11 protein-coding genes, 3 tRNA genes and 4 rRNA genes are annotated in these 16,164 nt (G+C 55.2%); 5 read left to right on the top strand and 13 right to left on the bottom strand.

Going from position 1 to position 16,164, the window contains the following annotated elements:
* Positions 1-21 precede the first annotated feature (21 nt).
* Complete coding sequence (locus ACL2XM_RS24815; RefSeq protein ID WP_413721553.1) at positions 22-972, top strand: carbohydrate kinase family protein; 951 nt, start codon at positions 22-24, stop codon at positions 970-972.
* A gap of 3 nt (positions 973-975) precedes the next feature.
* The gene (locus tag ACL2XM_RS24810; RefSeq protein ID WP_410013296.1) at positions 976-2,067 is read left to right on the top strand and encodes an ABC transporter ATP-binding protein; all 1,092 of its coding nucleotides are present in this window, start codon (positions 976-978) and stop codon (positions 2,065-2,067) included.
* A gap of 30 nt (positions 2,068-2,097) precedes the next feature.
* Here the strand turns inward: ACL2XM_RS24810 and ACL2XM_RS24805 are convergent, their stop codons facing one another.
* Positions 2,098-2,850: an SDR family NAD(P)-dependent oxidoreductase gene (locus tag ACL2XM_RS24805; protein WP_410013295.1), complete on the bottom strand. Its 753-nt coding sequence runs from the start codon at positions 2,848-2,850 to the stop codon at positions 2,098-2,100.
* Between the two features lie 208 nt (positions 2,851-3,058).
* Between ACL2XM_RS24805 and ACL2XM_RS24800 the strand changes: the two genes are divergently transcribed.
* Together ACL2XM_RS24800 and ACL2XM_RS24795 are read left to right on the top strand one after the other, a co-directional pair.
* Positions 3,059-3,982, top strand: coding sequence for an AraC family transcriptional regulator N-terminal domain-containing protein (locus tag ACL2XM_RS24800; protein WP_410013294.1), 924 nt, complete (start codon positions 3,059-3,061; stop codon positions 3,980-3,982).
* 512 nt (positions 3,983-4,494) lie between these two features.
* Positions 4,495-5,013 carry a hypothetical protein gene (locus tag ACL2XM_RS24795; protein ID WP_413733265.1) on the top strand — a complete coding sequence of 173 codons (519 nt, stop codon included), beginning with the start codon at positions 4,495-4,497 and terminating at the stop codon, positions 5,011-5,013.
* A gap of 426 nt (positions 5,014-5,439) precedes the next feature.
* Here the strand turns inward: ACL2XM_RS24795 and rrf (ACL2XM_RS24790) are convergent.
* From rrf (ACL2XM_RS24790) to ACL2XM_RS24760, 7 genes are all read right to left on the bottom strand, one after another.
* Positions 5,440-5,555: ribosomal RNA gene (gene rrf, locus ACL2XM_RS24790) — 5S ribosomal RNA — on the bottom strand.
* Between the two features lie 35 nt (positions 5,556-5,590).
* Positions 5,591-5,666, bottom strand: a tRNA-Thr gene (locus tag ACL2XM_RS24785).
* 58 nt (positions 5,667-5,724) lie between these two features.
* Positions 5,725-5,840: ribosomal RNA gene (gene rrf, locus ACL2XM_RS24780) — 5S ribosomal RNA — on the bottom strand.
* Between the two features lie 124 nt (positions 5,841-5,964).
* Positions 5,965-8,958: ribosomal RNA gene (locus ACL2XM_RS24775) — 23S ribosomal RNA — on the bottom strand.
* Positions 8,959-9,348: 390 nt separating this feature from the next.
* A tRNA-Ala gene (locus ACL2XM_RS24770) sits at positions 9,349-9,424 on the bottom strand.
* A gap of 291 nt (positions 9,425-9,715) precedes the next feature.
* Positions 9,716-9,792 (bottom strand) — tRNA-Ile (locus ACL2XM_RS24765).
* Between the two features lie 74 nt (positions 9,793-9,866).
* Positions 9,867-11,409, bottom strand: a 16S ribosomal RNA gene (locus ACL2XM_RS24760).
* The 16S, 23S and 5S rRNA genes sit together here with 3 tRNA genes alongside, the layout of an rRNA operon.
* A 479-nt stretch (positions 11,410-11,888) precedes the next feature.
* Between ACL2XM_RS24760 and ACL2XM_RS24755 the strand changes: the two genes are divergently transcribed.
* Positions 11,889-12,431 carry a gamma carbonic anhydrase family protein gene (locus ACL2XM_RS24755; RefSeq protein WP_410016716.1) on the top strand — a complete coding sequence of 181 codons (543 nt, stop codon included), beginning with the start codon at positions 11,889-11,891 and terminating at the stop codon, positions 12,429-12,431.
* A gap of 80 nt (positions 12,432-12,511) precedes the next feature.
* On the opposite strand, the gene aroE is transcribed toward ACL2XM_RS24755, so the two are convergent.
* Genes aroE through dprA form a run of 5 tightly spaced genes read right to left on the bottom strand, consistent with a single transcriptional unit; the run spans position 12,512 to position 16,052 of the window.
* A complete protein-coding gene (aroE, locus tag ACL2XM_RS24750) occupies positions 12,512-13,330 on the bottom strand; it encodes a shikimate dehydrogenase (RefSeq protein WP_410013293.1) in 819 nt (272 codons plus the stop codon).
* Positions 13,331-13,345: 15 nt separating this feature from the next.
* Positions 13,346-13,915, bottom strand: coding sequence for an L-threonylcarbamoyladenylate synthase type 1 TsaC (tsaC, locus tag ACL2XM_RS24745; protein ID WP_410016715.1), 570 nt, complete (start codon positions 13,913-13,915; stop codon positions 13,346-13,348).
* Positions 13,905-14,462: a topoisomerase DNA-binding C4 zinc finger domain-containing protein gene (locus ACL2XM_RS24740; protein ID WP_413731859.1), complete on the bottom strand. Its 558-nt coding sequence runs from the start codon at positions 14,460-14,462 to the stop codon at positions 13,905-13,907. The genes tsaC and ACL2XM_RS24740 overlap by 11 nt, the downstream gene beginning before the upstream one ends.
* Before the next feature lie 23 nt (positions 14,463-14,485).
* Positions 14,486-14,959 (bottom strand): DUF494 family protein, encoded by a 474-nt coding sequence (locus ACL2XM_RS24735; protein ID WP_410013291.1) that lies wholly within the window; start codon positions 14,957-14,959, stop codon positions 14,486-14,488.
* Positions 14,931-16,052 (bottom strand): DNA-protecting protein DprA, encoded by a 1,122-nt coding sequence (gene dprA / locus ACL2XM_RS24730; protein WP_413731857.1) that lies wholly within the window; start codon positions 16,050-16,052, stop codon positions 14,931-14,933. The genes ACL2XM_RS24735 and dprA overlap by 29 nt, the downstream gene beginning before the upstream one ends.
* Positions 16,053-16,164: the final 112 nt, after the last annotated feature.

The following is a 16,164-nucleotide window of genomic DNA, read 5'->3' as shown; positions in this document are numbered from 1 at the left end:
AGGGACGAACTGGATACCTTCATGACAACATCCGCGATCGACGCCACGCTGTATGTGGTGGGCAATATCAATATCGACCTGATTATGGGCACCCTGCACCATTGGCCCGCCCGCGGAACCGAGGCGATGCTGGAACACAGCGCCATGCGGCCCGGCGGCTCGGCCGGCAACTGCGCGCTGGCGCTGGCGGCGCTCGGCACGCCGCACCGGGCGGTGGCCAATCAGGGAGACGATCATTTTTCTTCCTGGCTGGCGGGTTATTTTACCGCCAGCGCGCCCTTCTGGCCGCGTTATGCCTGCGAAACCTCGCTGACGGTGGGCCTGACCCATCCTGATAACGAACGCACCTTTTTCAGCAACCAGGGACATATCGTGCGCCTGACGCGGCAAGACGTGCTGATGCAGCTGCCGCCGCAGGCGACGCCGGGGGATATCGTCTTATTATGCGGCACCTTTCTCTGCCTGCGGCTGCTAAAGGAGTATCCGGAGCTGTTGGCTACGCTGCGCCGCCGCGGTTTTCAGGTGGCGGTGGATACCGGCTGGCCCCCCGACGGCTGGAACGAGCGCCTGCGTAGGGATATCGCCCGCTGGCTCGGTTACTGTGACTATTTATTATTGAATGAAGTGGAAACGCTGGGCCTGGCGGACAGCGGCGATCTGGCGCTGGCCGGAAAAACGCTGGCGGCGCAGCTCACGCCCGGCGGCGCCTGCGTCATCAAGCGCGGCGCGTTGGGTGCCACGGTATATGAGAGGCAGGGGGAATTTTCCCACGCCGCCGAGCAGGTCGAAATCAAAGATACCATCGGCGCCGGCGACAGTTTTAACGCCGGTTTTCTCAGCGCCCTGCTGTACGGTTATAACCGCCGCCAGGCGCTGCGCTGGGGCATTCGTGTCGCCGGGCAGGCCATAGGCAGCTCGCCGCGTCAGTATCCTGACCGGGCATCCCTTCAATCCCTTGCCGGTGAGGAATAATCCATGGCCAGCGTCGAACTCGTCAAGATCGCCAAACGTTATGGCAAACATACCGTGCTTAATCCGCTGGATCTCACCATCCCCGACGGCAGCTTTACGGTGTTAGTCGGCCCCTCCGGCTGCGGCAAATCCACCCTGCTGCGCCTGCTGGCCGGGCTCGATACCGTCTCCGACGGCGATATCTTTATTGATAAACAGCGTATCAACGACCTGGATCCGGCGGATCGGGATATCGCCATGGTGTTCCAAAGCTATGCGCTTTACCCGCATTTGACGGTCGCGGAAAACCTGGCGTTTCATATGCAGGTAAAAAAAGTACCGCGCCAGGAACAGCAAAGCAAAGTTGAGCAAGTCGCCCGCATGCTGGGTATCGAACGCCTGTTGCGGCGGCTGCCGAAGGCGCTGTCCGGCGGGCAGCGCCAACGTGTGGCCATGGGCCGCGCCATGGTGCGCAATCCGCGGGTATTCCTTTTTGACGAGCCGTTGTCCAATCTGGATGCCCAGTTGCGCATGGAGCTGCGCGCCGAGATTAAATCGCTGCATCAGCAGCTCAAAACCACCACGGTATATGTTACCCATGACCAGGTGGAGGCCATGACCCTGGCCGATCAAATTGTGGTGATGAAGGAAGGCAATATCGTTCAGCAAGGCAGGCCTCTGGAAATTTACGATCGGCCGGCCAATACCTTCGTGGCGCGTTTTATCGGCTCGCCGCCGATGAACCTGCTGGAAGGGAAGGTTGAGACACGCGATGGGATTGCGGGCGTAAGCTGTGGCGCACTGTGGTTCCCGCTGCCGGCAAAATGGCACGCTGCGGCAAAGCTTCAGGGCGGCGCGCCGGTGACGCTTGGCATTCGTCCGCATGATTTCCTGCGCCTTGATGCTTCGGAACAGCCCGCCGCCACGTTGCGCGTGATGGAGGTAACCGGCGAGACCAGCCTGCTGCACGTAGACTGGGGCGGTTTCCCGCTGCATGTCCAGTTTGCCGGCCGGATCCTGTGCCAGCCCGGGCAACCGCTCTGGCTGGAAACCAAGGCGGAAAGCCTGCATTTGTTTGATACGCAAAGCGGCAACCGGCTTGGCGAGACCCGTTAAAGCGTAGGCGCGGGCGGCAATCCGCGTTGATCAGTAACCCACGCCTCGCACTCCGCCCGCGGCCCTAATGTATTCGCCTGTTACCCAATGTGCATCATCGGACGCCAGGAACACCGCAACGGGCGCAATGTCTTCCGGCTCGCCGAAACGGCCCAAGGGTGTTCCGGCAATAAGTTTTTCCCCCAGTTCGCCCGCAAAATGACCTTTCGTCGCAGGCGTATTGGTGTGGCCGGGCAGAATGGCATTGACCCTGATCCCACGGGGGCCCAACTCCCTGGCCAACGCCAGGGTCAGGGTATCGACCGCCCCTTTGGTGGCTGAATAAACACTGGATGCAAGATAAGGGTCGGTGCTGAGGATGGAGCTAATATTGATGATGCTGCCCCCTGATTTGCCGAAATGCTTTACCGCTTCACGAACAGCCAGTAGATACCCCAGCACATTGATATTAAACTGCTGATGGAAGGCTTCCTCCGTAAGGTCTTCAATCATTTGAAACACCGCGACCCCGGCGTTATTTACCAGAATATCCAGCCTACCGTAGTCCGCTCTGACCGTATCGAACAAGCGTGTGACGTCGCGTGCCTTGCTCATATCCGCCTGAATAGAGACTGCGGTGCCGCCCTGCGCCTGAATCTGCGCGACAACCGCGTCGGCCTCGTCCTTGCTTGACGCATAGTTTACGACGACCGTCGCGCCCGCAGCGCCAAACGCTTTGGCAATGCCGGCGCCGATGCCTTTTGATGCGCCGGTGACAACCGCTATTTTGCCTTTAAGTTTCATATAATTACCTTTTATATCGTTGAGTAATGGCTCGCGGGGGTGAAGGTGGTCAGATCTCAGAGATCCGGACGCAACGCCCGCTTGCCAATAGCATAGGGTCAACAGCCGGCCAGCGGCGTGCCCGTTCTTCTCTCATCCTTGCCTGATTTTCTCACTCCGCTTGCTTTGCCATCGGGTTTACCCCATAGTCAATTGCATGAACAATGCAATGGATGAGCTGCGCAGCATCGTTATGCGTGCAGGAAACACGTGGACAGATACCGGCCTATCGCACGTGACCATGGTGCGGGCCGAGGCGTGCGCGGATCGGGTTTATCAGCCCATGCTGCACTTGGTTCTACAGGGCTCCAAGACGCTCTCCATTGGGGATCAGGTTTTGGATTATGCAGCGGCGACCTATTTTCTTGTCCCCGTGGATGTACCCGCCACCGGCGAGATCCATTCGAGCGGACCGGGGCAGCCCTATCTTGCGATCGGCCTGGCCCTTGATGTCAAGGTCATCGCCACGTTGCTCGCTGGTGAGTCCGAAGCGGACGCGCGTCCAAACACGGGGGGCTTTTCCGCGGTGACCGCGCCTGCTGAAATGATTGATGCATGGTTGCGTATGATGAGACTTATTAATCGCCCGCGAGAAGCCGCGATCCTTGCCCCCATGATCGAGCGGGAAATTTTGTTTCGGGTACTGCAAGGGCCGCTGGGAGGTATGCTGCGCGAAATCGCCCGCCCCGAAGGCCGTTTGTCGCAGATTCGACGCGCCACCCTGTGGATCCGTGAGCACTACACCGAACCATTCCGCGTCGAGTCGCTCGCGGCAATGTCCGATATGAGCGTCGCGGCTTTCTATCGTCACTTCAAATCCATCACCGCCATGACGCCGATTCAATACCAGAAGCGTCTGCGTCTGCTTAGGGCCCGTTGGTTGCTGTTGTTCGATCCTCAGGACGCCGCCGCAATCGCATTTACCGTTGGGTATGAAAGCGCCTCACAATTCAGCCGTGAATATGCACGCCTGTTCGGCATGTCACCGGTGCGGGATGCCGCCAGGTTCAGGTCAGCGCCAGCCTCAGGCGGCGCTTCAATGATGGATGCGGGCGTTTCTGAAAGCTTAAGTCGCGTCTCTTCGTCCGGGTAGCGAACCGCCAGGGTTGATGTCTATGCAAAAGCCCTCTGTTGTCACCGAGTTTTTTTGCAATTGCATGCCTGACAATTGACGATTGCTTCTGACGCCAACGTTGCTGCGAAGACGCATAATGTCATCGGCACAGACCCGTCATTAAATAACATTACCGGCACAGACGCCTTCCTGTACCTCTCCGGCTGATAAACTATAAAATAAAAAACGCCTGGGCCAATGGGATTTATTACACAATGCTGTGCCATTATCTACCTCAGGGTAGCCGGTTATACTGACCGGGGGAATATGCTGAACGCAACCGGAAAGTGGTTAATCACAGGCTGGCAGCCAGGTTTGCAGCGGGTGGTCTCAGGCAAAATCTGATTGAAAAAATAAAGCCTTTTTCTTTGTGCGAATTTAAACTATATCTTAGATATATTCATTACAGAATTCTCTCTCCCCCTCTTGATGTTTTTTTTAATTATTTTCAGATAAAAGATATAATTTTTATTATCAAAGAGATTATTAAAATGTTTAAAAACTCAAGCAAAGCTTTATGTTTTTTTATACTTATCGTCGCCACCAGAACGTATGCCAGAGAGATAAACTTATATTCCGCCAATACCGGTTCGTTTGTGTATCACTTGACTGGTAATTATGGGCAATATAATGAGTTTTTTGATAATAAATTCTTATCAGTCGAGCGCAAATTTTCTGAAGATTCCAACTACAGTATATTGCTTGGGACGATGAACAACAGTTTCGGGGACCGCTGTCTGGCAATGGGATTGAGAAGGGACTGGATATCGGGTGACTCCGGCTGGGTTTTTAAAGGGATATATGGTTATACAGGGGAATTTTTTTTTGACGCTTTCAGTCGTTGCGGTGATCATGGCGCTTATAACAATTTTAAGAAAGCGACTGGAATAGGATTTGCGCCATATATTTATCATGCTATTCAATACAATTTTACAGATTACTTCGGTATTGAAACTGGAATAATCATTCCTACCGTACTTGTCATCAGCGTGCAATGGAGCTTCAGATAAATGTTTGTTACCCGTTATACGCAAGCCGGGTAGCGAACCGCCAGGGTCATGGACATGAAAAAGCCCTCTGTTTGCACAGAGGGCTTCGCCAATGGGATGCCTGGCAGTTGATGTCCGCCTGCGGCGGCCACCCTGCGGGCCGCCGCAAGCGGCGTTCAACAGGCTCCGCCTGTTGTCCTACTCTCTTACTCGAGTAGCGAACCGCCAGGGTCACGGACATGAAAAAGCCCTCTGTTTACACAGAGGGCTTCGTCAATTGGATGCCTGGCAGTTGATGCCTGACGGCGTCAGGCACCCTGCGGGCCGCCGCAAGCGGCGTTCAACAGGCTCCGCCTGTTGTCCTACTCTCTTACTCGAGTAGCGAACCGCCAGGGTCACGGACATGAAAAAGCCCTCTGTTTACACAGAGGGCTTCGTCAATTGGATGCCTGGCAGTTCCCTACTCTCGCATGGGGAGACCCCACACTACCATCGGCGCTACGGCGTTTCACTACTGAGTTCGGCATGGGGTCAGGTGGGACCACCGCGCTAGTGCCGCCAGGCAAATTCTTTATTTGCCGAACTCTACCGTTAAAACTGGTGCTGATACCCAGAGTCGAACTGGGGACCTCACCCTTACCAAGGGTGCGCTCTACCAACTGAGCCATATCAGCGCTCAAAGCTTTTTTACCAACGCCTTTCGCTTCGCTCAAGGTATTGGTCTTAATGGATGCCTGGCAGTTCCCTACTCTCGCATGGGGAGACCCCACACTACCATCGGCGCTACGGCGTTTCACTACTGAGTTCGGCATGGGGTCAGGTGGGACCACCGCGCTAGTGCCGCCAGGCAAATTCGTTACCGTCCGCCGCATATCCTTCTATGCCACGTCCGTTTATCCGGAACTTCGCTGAAAATTCTCTCGTCGCCCCTTGGGGCGACGCTCTCTTCGCGTCAAACACTTTAGGTGTTGTAAGGTTAAGCCTCACGGGTCATTAGTATCGGTTAGCTCAACGCATCGCTGCGCTTACACACCCGACCTATCAACGTCATCGTCTTTAACGTCCCTTCAGGTGGCTTAAAGCCACAGGGAAGACTCATCTCGAGGCAAGTTTCCCGCTTAGATGCTTTCAGCGGTTATCTCTTCCGCACGTAGCTACCGGGCAATGCCATTGGCATGACAACCCGAACACCAGTGGTGCGTCCACTCCGGTCCTCTCGTACTAGGAGCAGCCCCTCTCAATCTTCCAACGCCCACGGCAGATAGGGACCGAACTGTCTCACGACGTTCTAAACCCAGCTCGCGTACCACTTTAAATGGCGAACAGCCATACCCTTGGGACCTACTTCAGCCCCAGGATGTGATGAGCCGACATCGAGGTGCCAAACACCGCCGTCGATATGAACTCTTGGGCGGTATCAGCCTGTTATCCCCGGAGTACCTTTTATCCGTTGAGCGATGGCCCTTCCATTCAGAACCACCGGATCACTAAGACCTGCTTTCGCACCTGCTCGAGCCGTCACTCTCGCAGTCAAGCTAGCTTATGCCTTTGCACTAACCTCACGATGTCCGACCGTGATTAGCTAACCTTCGTGCTCCTCCGTTACTCTTTAGGAGGAGACCGCCCCAGTCAAACTACCCACCAGACACTGTCCTCGACCCAGATTATGGGCCGGAGTTAGAACATCAAACATTAAAGGGTGGTATTTCAAGGTTGGCTCCATGCAGACTGGCGTCCACACTTCAAAGCCTCCCACCTATCCTACACATCAAGGCTCAATGTTCAGTGTCAAGCTATAGTAAAGGTTCACGGGGTCTTTCCGTCTTGCCGCGGGTACACTGCATCTTCACAGCGAGTTCAATTTCACTGAGTCTCGGGTGGAGACAGCCTGGCCATCATTACGCCATTCGTGCAGGTCGGAACTTACCCGACAAGGAATTTCGCTACCTTAGGACCGTTATAGTTACGGCCGCCGTTTACCGGGGCTTCGATCAAGAGCTTCTCCTTACGGATAACCCCATCAATTAACCTTCCGGCACCGGGCAGGCGTCACACCGTATACGTCCACTTTCGTGTTTGCACAGTGCTGTGTTTTTAATAAACAGTTGCAGCCAGCTGGTATCTGCGACTGGCTTCAGCTCGGGGAGCAAGTCCCTCCACCTAATGCCAGCGTGCCTTCTCCCGAAGTTACGGCACCATTTTGCCTAGTTCCTTCACCCGAGTTCTCTCAAGCGCCTTGGTATTCTCTACCTGACCACCTGTGTCGGTTTGGGGTACGATTCGATGTGACCTGGAGCTTAGAGGCTTTTCCTGGAAGCGTAGCATCAATTCCTTCACCACCGTAGTGGCTCGTTATCACGCCTCAGTGTTGAATGAAAAAGCGGATTTACCTGCTTTTTCCACCTTCACGCTTAAACCGGGACAACCGTCGCCCGGCGAACCTAGCTTTCTCCGTCCCCCCTTCGCAGTCACACCCAGTACAGGAATATTAACCTGTTTCCCATCGACTACGCCTTTCGGCCTCGCCTTAGGGGTCGACTCACCCTGCCCCGATTAACGTTGGACAGGAACCCTTGGTCTTCCGGCGAGCGGGCTTTTCACCCGCTTTATCGTTACTTATGTCAGCATTCGCACTTCTGATACCTCCAGCAGCCCTCACAGGCCACCTTCGCAGGCTTACAGAACGCTCCCCTACCCAACGGACATATCCTTAAGTCAACTCGACGTGATGAACGCATTGACGTCGCTGCGCTCCGTCAATCGTTTTTCCGTACAATTGTCTTAAGTGATATGTCCGCTGCCGCAGCTTCGGTGCATGGTTTAGCCCCGTTACATCTTCCGCGCAGGCCGACTCGACCAGTGAGCTATTACGCTTTCTTTAAATGATGGCTGCTTCTAAGCCAACATCCTGGCTGTCTATGCCTTCCCACATCGTTTCCCACTTAACCATGACTTTGGGACCTTAGCTGGCGGTCTGGGTTGTTTCCCTCTTCACGACGGACGTTAGCACCCGCCGTGTGTCTCCCGTGGTAACATTCTTCGGTATTCGCAGTTTGCATCGGGTTGGTAATCCGGGGTGGACCCCTAGCCGAAACAGTGCTCTACCCCCGAAGATGAATTCACGAGGCGCTACCTAAATAGCTTTCGGGGAGAACCAGCTATCTCCCGGTTTGATTGGCCTTTCACCCCCAGCCACAAGTCATCCGCTAATTTTTCAACATTAGTCGGTTCGGTCCTCCAGTTAGTGTTACCCAACCTTCAACCTGCCCATGGCTAGATCACCGGGTTTCGGGTCTATACCCTGCAACTTAACGCCCAGTTAAGACTCGGTTTCCCTACGGCTCCCCTATTCGGTTAACCTTGCTACAGAATATAAGTCGCTGACCCATTATACAAAAGGTACGCAGTCACCCTGATAAATCAAGGCTCCCACTGCTTGTACGTACACGGTTTCAGGTTCTATTTCACTCCCCTCGCCGGGGTTCTTTTCGCCTTTCCCTCACGGTACTGGTTCACTATCGGTCAGTCAGGAGTATTTAGCCTTGGAGGATGGTCCCCCCATCTTCAGACAGGATATCACGTGTCCCGCCCTACTCATCGAGCTCACAGCACTTGTACCTTCGGATACGGGGCTATCACCCTGTGTTGCCGGACTTTCCAGACCGTTCTCCTGATGCAAATGCTGATGGTGACTCTGGGCTGTTCCCCGTTCGCTCGCCGCTACTAGGGGAATCTCGGTTGATTTCTTTTCCTCGGGGTACTGAGATGTTTCAGTTCCCCCGGTTCGCCTCAATACGCTATGGATTCACGTAATGATAGTGCAACGAATTGCACTGGGTTTCCCCATTCGGACATCGCCGGCTGATAGCGCTTCATATCAGCTCACCGGCGCATTTCGCGGATTAGCACGTCCTTCATCGCCTCTGACTGCCTAGGCATCCACCGTGTACGCTTATTCACTTAACCTCACAACCCTAAAGTGTCTGTGTTGCGACTGGCTGCACACTGCCATGGCATCGTTGCGCGGTGCTCGCCATGCTCATGGACATTGAGTCCACTCCGCTGGCTGCGCGCCGTGCGCCTTGCCCTGACACTGTTCGCACAGTCTCACCCTGGTGAGAGTAAACCCTCGCCTGGGCTACAGAGATTGCCATCGACACGGCAATCATTAGGTTTGTTTGCTTTGAGAGAATCGCATACTGATTTTGCTCAGCATGTTTTTTTCAAATTTTCAGCTTGTTCCGGATTGTTAAAGAGCATGTATTTCGCAGCATACTGATACGCGGTTGCGTAACAATGTGCTCTGAAATAAATAAGAAAAACCAGACAATCTTACCACCCATCCCCGTCAGGAAATGGTGGAGCTAAGCGGGATCGAACCGCTGACCCCCTGCGTGCAAAGCAGGTGCTCTCCCAGCTGAGCTATAGCCCCAAGTCGTTTAACCTTTTAACATCAACCAGACTCTTTTCCGCACTGAAATTGCTGTGCATCAATTAAGCTACAAAGCAATGGCATTTAGAAAGGAGAACAACTTGATAGCCCATTCGTTTCCAGGCAAGGCGTGGGGTCACGAAGTTTATTGAAATAAACGAGTGGCGCCGTAATCCTGCACAGTAAAGAATGGACCAGTTCGCTTAGCCGCAGACAGTTTCGTCGCGAGTAACGCAGTGTGCGCAAGCACATGAGTCACGCAGCGGTGAAAATGACCAGGGTAAGTAGAACTGGTAGGCCTGAGTGGACTCGAACCACCGACCTCACCCTTATCAGGGGTGCGCTCTAACCACCTGAGCTACAAGCCTATAGAAGGTTTTTCTTGCTCGTTACAGTTATCAGACAATCTGTGTGGACACTACACAATTAGTATCTATTTCGGTAAGGAGGTGATCCAACCGCAGGTTCCCCTACGGTTACCTTGTTACGACTTCACCCCAGTCATGAATCACAAAGTGGTAAGCGCCCTCCCGAAGGTTAAGCTACCTACTTCTTTTGCAACCCACTCCCATGGTGTGACGGGCGGTGTGTACAAGGCCCGGGAACGTATTCACCGTGGCATTCTGATCCACGATTACTAGCGATTCCGACTTCATGGAGTCGAGTTGCAGACTCCAATCCGGACTACGACGCACTTTGTGAGGTCCGCTTACTCTCGCGAGTTCGCTTCTCTTTGTATGCGCCATTGTAGCACGTGTGTAGCCCTACTCGTAAGGGCCATGATGACTTGACGTCATCCCCACCTTCCTCCGGTTTGTCACCGGCAGTCTCCTTTGAGTTCCCGACATTACTCGCTGGCAACAAAGGATAAGGGTTGCGCTCGTTGCGGGACTTAACCCAACATTTCACAACACGAGCTGACGACAGCCATGCAGCACCTGTCTCAGAGTTCCCGAAGGCACAACCTCATCTCTGAAGTCTTCTCTGGATGTCAAGAGTAGGTAAGGTTCTTCGCGTTGCATCGAATTAAACCACATGCTCCACCGCTTGTGCGGGCCCCCGTCAATTCATTTGAGTTTTAACCTTGCGGCCGTACTCCCCAGGCGGTCGATTTAACGCGTTAGCTCCGAAAGCCACGGCTCAAGGCCACAACCTTCAAATCGACATCGTTTACAGCGTGGACTACCAGGGTATCTAATCCTGTTTGCTCCCCACGCTTTCGTACCTGAGCGTCAGTCTTCGTCCAGGGGGCCGCCTTCGCCACCGGTATTCCTCCAGATCTCTACGCATTTCACCGCTACACCTGGAATTCTACCCCCCTCTACGAGACTCTAGCCTGCCAGTTTCAAATGCAGTTCCCGGGTTAAGCCCGGGGATTTCACATCTGACTTAACAGACCGCCTGCGTACGCTTTACGCCCAGTAATTCCGATTAACGCTCGCACCCTCCGTATTACCGCGGCTGCTGGCACGGAGTTAGCCGGTGCTTCTTCTGCGGGTAACGTCAATCGACAAGGTTATTAACCTTATCGCCTTCCTCCCCGCTGAAAGTGCTTTACAACCCGAAGGCCTTCTTCACACACGCGGCATGGCTGCATCAGGCTTGCGCCCATTGTGCAATATTCCCCACTGCTGCCTCCCGTAGGAGTCTGGACCGTGTCTCAGTTCCAGTGTGGCTGGTCATCCTCTCAGACCAGCTAGGGATCGTCGCCTAGGTGAGCCATTACCTCACCTACTAGCTAATCCCATCTGGGTTCATCCGATGGCGTGAGGCCCGAAGGTCCCCCACTTTGGTCTTGCGACGTTATGCGGTATTAGCTACCGTTTCCAGTAGTTATCCCCCACCATCAGGCAGATCCCCAGACATTACTCACCCGTCCGCCGCTCGCCGGCAAAGTAGCAAGCTACTTTCCGCTGCCGCTCGACTTGCATGTGTTAGGCCTGCCGCCAGCGTTCAATCTGAGCCATGATCAAACTCTTCAATTAAAAGCTTGATGCTCAAAGATTGTCATACTGTTAATCTTATGAATTAACTGTTTGTTCACTCTTCAAGACTTGGTATTTTGTGTTTCGATACGGTCTTGTGAGTGCCCACACAGATTGTCTGATAAATTGTTAAAGAGCAGTGCGCCGCTGTAATCAGTCTGGCGCGAGGTGGCGTATGTTACGCTTTCCTCTTTCAGTGTCAAGCCCGTTCGGCCTGTCTTCTGACTCGTTTCCGCTACCCTGCGATGTGCTGCACGGTGCCGGTCGATGGAGGCGCATTATAGGGATCCGGACATATTGCACAAGCGTTTTTTGATCTTTTCTTGCCAACTGTCTATTTTTCATCCCTTATGCCCCGATCTTGAGCGATCGCTTCCCCAAAAAGGGGATTTTTCCGGATCTCCAGTGTTGATATCTATGCCGTTACGGCGATACAGTCGATAAAAACAGATCGATGGAAAGGTAGAAACATGTCGGAATTGTCAAAATCATTGCGCCCCTTCCAGGAGCGGTTTCCGATCCTGGGTCAACGGGTGATGATCGATCCCTCAAGCGTGGTGATCGGTGAGATCACCCTGGCGGATGACGTCAGCATCTGGCCGCTGGTTGCCATGCGCGGCGACGTCAACAATATTATCATCGGAGCCCGCACCAATATCCAGGACGGCACGGTGCTGCATGTCACCCATAGATCAGAACATAATCCGGCGGGCAATCCGCTGGTTATCGGCGAGGATGTTACCGTGGGGCATAAGGCTATGCTGCACGGCTGCACCATTGGCAATCGCGTCCTGGTCGGCATGGGGTCTATCCTGCTGGACGGGGTGGTGGTGGAAGATGACGTCATGATAGGTGCGGGAAGTCTGGTGTCGCCGGGCAAAAGGCTGGAAAGCGGCTATCTGTATCTCGGCAGCCCGGCTCGCAGGGTCAGGGCGCTTACGCCCGCGGAAATAGCGGGCCTGCTCTATTCAGCCAATAATTATGTGCGCTGGAAGGATCAGTACCTGGCCCAGGAAAAATAGCCGCCGGCGCCACCGAGCAGACCGGATAGCGGATAACACCGCCTGCCCGGCGGCGGCAAAGGGCAGGCGAATTCGCCGTTTCAGACAGACAGCTCGCTGCGCAACTGTTCCAGTACCGGTGCGATATCGGGCATCACCCCATGCCACAGCATAAACGAATAAGCCGCCTGGCCCACCAGCATTCCCAGGCCATCGGCGCTATGCCCGGCACCCTGCACGGCGCACCAGCGCAAAAACGGCGTCAGTCCGCGCTGGTAATACATATCGTAGCAGCGAACCTCCGGGGTAATCAGCGTTGTTGCCAGTGACGGGATCTCGCCATGGATGCCGGAGGTGGTGGCATTAATCACCAGATCGAAATCCGGTGCGGCCAATTCATCCAGCGGCCGCGCGCTGATTTCGCCGGCATGGTGATAGAAGGACACCAGTTCCTGCGCCCGTTTGAAGGTGCGATTGGTGAGTACTATCGCGCAGCCAAAAGAGAGCAACGGCAGGATGACCCCGCGCGCCGCGCCGCCCGCGCCAATAAGCAAAATCCGGCTGTCATGGGTTATCAGCCCCAGGCGCTGCAAATCCGCCAGCAGGCCGATGCCATCGGTATTATCCCCAAGCAACGTACCGTCCTGCTGTTTTTTAACCGTATTGACCGCGCCTGCCTGAGAAGCCCGTTCGGTTAACTGATCGCATAGCGCAAACGCCCGTTCTTTAAAAGGCATGGTGATATTGGCGCCTTCGCCGCCGGCGGCAAAAAAATCGCGCAGGGTTTGCTCAAACGCATCCTCCGGGGCCAACACCCGCCCGTACGGATGGACGATACCGGTTTGCGCGGCAAACAGCGCATGGATATGGGGCGATTTGCTGTGGTGTATCGGATTGCCGAAAACGGCGTAAGTATCCATAAGCGGTTCTCCTGATTAACCCTGCCGGATAAGGCTGCCGGTTAATGCATCGCGAATTTCCGAAGGGTTCAGCCGCCCTTCCACCCGGTCTTCCATCACAGGAAAGTTATTGCCCAACTGCTGGCGAACCTCGGCGGGCGTGCGGCCAGGCGGTTGGCCGGTGACATTGGCGCTGGTTGAAACCAGCGGTTTGCCGAACGCCAGGCAAAGGCGCCGCACCGGCTCATAGGCGGTAACCCGTACCGCCAGGGTGGAAAACCGGCCGGTTAGCCAGCGCGGCGTTTCCGGACGGGCGGGCATCACCCAGGTCACCGGCCCCGGCCAGCGGGCAAAGACACGCTCCCGCTGCTGCGGGGTAAGCGCGGTCTCGTCGATATAAGGCAATAGCTGTTGATAATTGGCGGCAATGAGAATCAGGCCTTTGGTCCAGGGGCGCTGCTTAAGGGCCAGCAGCGCCTGGACCGCCGACTCGTTATCCGGATCGCATCCCAGGCCGAAGACCGCTTCGGTGGGGTAAGCAACGATGCGCCCTTGCCGCAGCGTGTCCACCAGTCCGGCCAATGCCGGCGGTTGATTATTTTTCATCATTTTCGTTTATCGATACCGGCTTGGCGCAGCGCTTATCGGCACAAAAAAGCCGGGGCCCGCGCGCGGTGTTTTTTTCATATAGCAGCGGAAAATGGCAAAATTCGCATTCACCCGCCACCGGTTTGAAATTAAGCACAAACCGGCAGTGGGGATACTGGTCGCACGCATAAAAGATTTTGCCAAACCGGGAAGTGCGTTGTACCAGTTTGCCCGTTTTGCATTCGGGGCAACTGAAGGCGGTTTCATCCGGCTGGTCCATGGCGGCAATATAATCACAGTCAGGATAATTGCCACAGCCGATAAACATGCCGTAGCGGCCCTGGCGCAGCACCAGGCTACCCTGGCACACCGGGCATGACTGCCCCTCAAGCACCGTGACGATATGGCCGTCAGCCTGCTGTTTAAGCGATTTAATATAACCGCAGCGCGGATACTGGGAACATCCGAGAAAGGGTCCATGCTGCCCGGAACGAATCACGAGCTCTGCCCCGCATTCAGGGCAGAGTTCGGTTTGCCTTGCGTTAAAGAGCGCAGCTTTTGCCATAGGGATATATCGTCAGTGATTCTCTAGTGCAGACGGCTCTCATCTTCTTCGAATACAAGATCTTCCATCTGCTGATAGGCATTTTCATATCCGGGGATATTAAACAGCACCATCAGGATTACCCATTTAAGATCTTCCAGATCGAACTCGACGGCATCCAGTGCCATGACGCGATCGATCACCATTTCACGCGTTTCAAGGTTTAACACCTGAATCTGTTCCAGAAACAATAAAAATCCGCGGCATTCCGTATCCAGGAACTGACTCTCTTCATCCGTGTAAATGCGTAATGCCAGCGGATCACCGCCCATGGCGAAGGATTTGCCCTGTCCGTCCTGCAGATCGGCCAACTTCTCCAGCCAGTTGAGCGCATTGTAGATATCGTCCTGATGAAAACCCGCGCGGGTGAGATCGTCGGTTAACTTGTCCTGATCGACCCGCATTTCCACTTCATTGTGGATGTATGTTTCAAACAAGTACATTAGAACGTCGAACATGGCCTGCCCTCCTTAAACGGACATAGCCGCCGGGTACAACTGCGATCCAGCCTGCTAACTCCAGTTGCAATAGCTTTGACACTACCTCTGGTACAGACCGGCCGGCACGTTCAGCGACGACGTCAACAGGTGTAACCTCATCTCCTACGTTAGCCAACACCTCGGCAAATGGCAATTCAAGTTCGCATTCTGGCGCAGAAATAATTTCCGGCGGCGGCAAAGGCAGCCAATGCAGGCCGCCGCCGAGCTGTTCAATAATCTCCTTCGGCTGGGTTACCAGGTAAGCGCCTTGTTGGATAAGCCAATGAGTGCCGGCGCTCGCCGCGTTGCCCAGCGGACCGGGCAAGGCATAGACATCCTTGCCCTGATCGAGGGCGTAACGGGCGGTAATCAGCGAACCGCTGCGGGCGGCGGCCTCCACCACCAGCACCGCCTGGCTCAGCCCGCTGATAATCCGGTTGCGGTAGGGGAAATGCGCCGCCAGGGGCGGGGCGTCTAATGCCAGCTCGGATACCAGCGCGCCGCCCTGCGCCACGATGCGCCCGGCAAGCCCCCGGTGCCGCGACGGATAAATGTTCTGCAGGCCGCTGCCCAGTACCGCGATGGTTTTGCCCTGCGCGTCCAGCGCCGAGCGATGGCATATCCCGTCAATGCCGAGCGCCAGCCCGCTGGTGATGGTCAGGCCGCACCGCGCCAGATCGGCGGCAAAGAACGTGCCCCACTGCTCGCCGTAGCGGCTGCATACCCGGCTGCCGACCATGGCCAGCTGCGGGGAGGCCAGGCAGGCGGGGTCGCCGATGATAAATAGCGCCGGCGGCGGACAGGCGAGGGACCTGAGCGCATCGGGGTAGCCGGGATCGGTAAAGGGCACAAAATGATGCAGCGGATGCTCCAGCCAGCGCAGGGCGGCCTCAATGTCACCGGCGGGATATTGCAGGAAGCGTTGACGCTGGCCGGGGGTGAGACAGGCGTAAAGGAGCGGTTGCGGGCTAAAATCGCCGGGAAGGGGCAATTGTAACAGGCAACGCTGCACTTTGGCGCCGTTAACGCCTTTTACCGCCGCCATGCGCAGCCACATTTCCAGTTCAGTCATGGTTCCCCCGCGCCTTTTGCCGGCGTATGTCGTGACATTTGCTTGCGGATGCTGTCAATCAGGGCGGGAAATGTCTAGAATAAGAGACAGAATCGTTTTCATAATCGGACAC

The sequence above is a fragment of the Sodalis sp. RH20 genome (assembly GCF_047324205.1).
Classification (GTDB): Bacteria; Pseudomonadota; Gammaproteobacteria; order Enterobacterales; family Enterobacteriaceae; genus Acerihabitans.
This window is presented reverse-complemented; position numbering and strand designations above follow the sequence as displayed.

What these genes read in the sequence shown, in the direction of transcription:
- ACL2XM_RS24815 (WP_413721553.1), top strand. Translation starts at nt 22, where the DNA reads ATGACAACATCCGCGATCGACGCCACGCTGTATGTGGTGGGCAATATC.
- ACL2XM_RS24810 (WP_410013296.1), top strand. Translation starts at nt 976, where the DNA reads ATGGCCAGCGTCGAACTCGTCAAGATCGCCAAACGTTATGGCAAACAT.
- ACL2XM_RS24805 (WP_410013295.1), bottom strand. Translation starts at nt 2,850, where the DNA reads ATGAAACTTAAAGGCAAAATAGCGGTTGTCACCGGCGCATCAAAAGGC.
- ACL2XM_RS24800 (WP_410013294.1), top strand. Translation starts at nt 3,059, where the DNA reads ATGGATGAGCTGCGCAGCATCGTTATGCGTGCAGGAAACACGTGGACA.
- ACL2XM_RS24795 (WP_413733265.1), top strand. Translation starts at nt 4,495, where the DNA reads ATGTTTAAAAACTCAAGCAAAGCTTTATGTTTTTTTATACTTATCGTC.
- aroE (WP_410013293.1), bottom strand. Translation starts at nt 13,330, where the DNA reads ATGGATACTTACGCCGTTTTCGGCAATCCGATACACCACAGCAAATCG.
- tsaC (WP_410016715.1), bottom strand. Translation starts at nt 13,915, where the DNA reads ATGAAAAATAATCAACCGCCGGCATTGGCCGGACTGGTGGACACGCTG.
- ACL2XM_RS24740 (WP_413731859.1), bottom strand. Translation starts at nt 14,462, where the DNA reads ATGGCAAAAGCTGCGCTCTTTAACGCAAGGCAAACCGAACTCTGCCCT.
- ACL2XM_RS24735 (WP_410013291.1), bottom strand. Translation starts at nt 14,959, where the DNA reads ATGTTCGACGTTCTAATGTACTTGTTTGAAACATACATCCACAATGAA.
- dprA (WP_413731857.1), bottom strand. Translation starts at nt 16,052, where the DNA reads ATGACTGAACTGGAAATGTGGCTGCGCATGGCGGCGGTAAAAGGCGTT.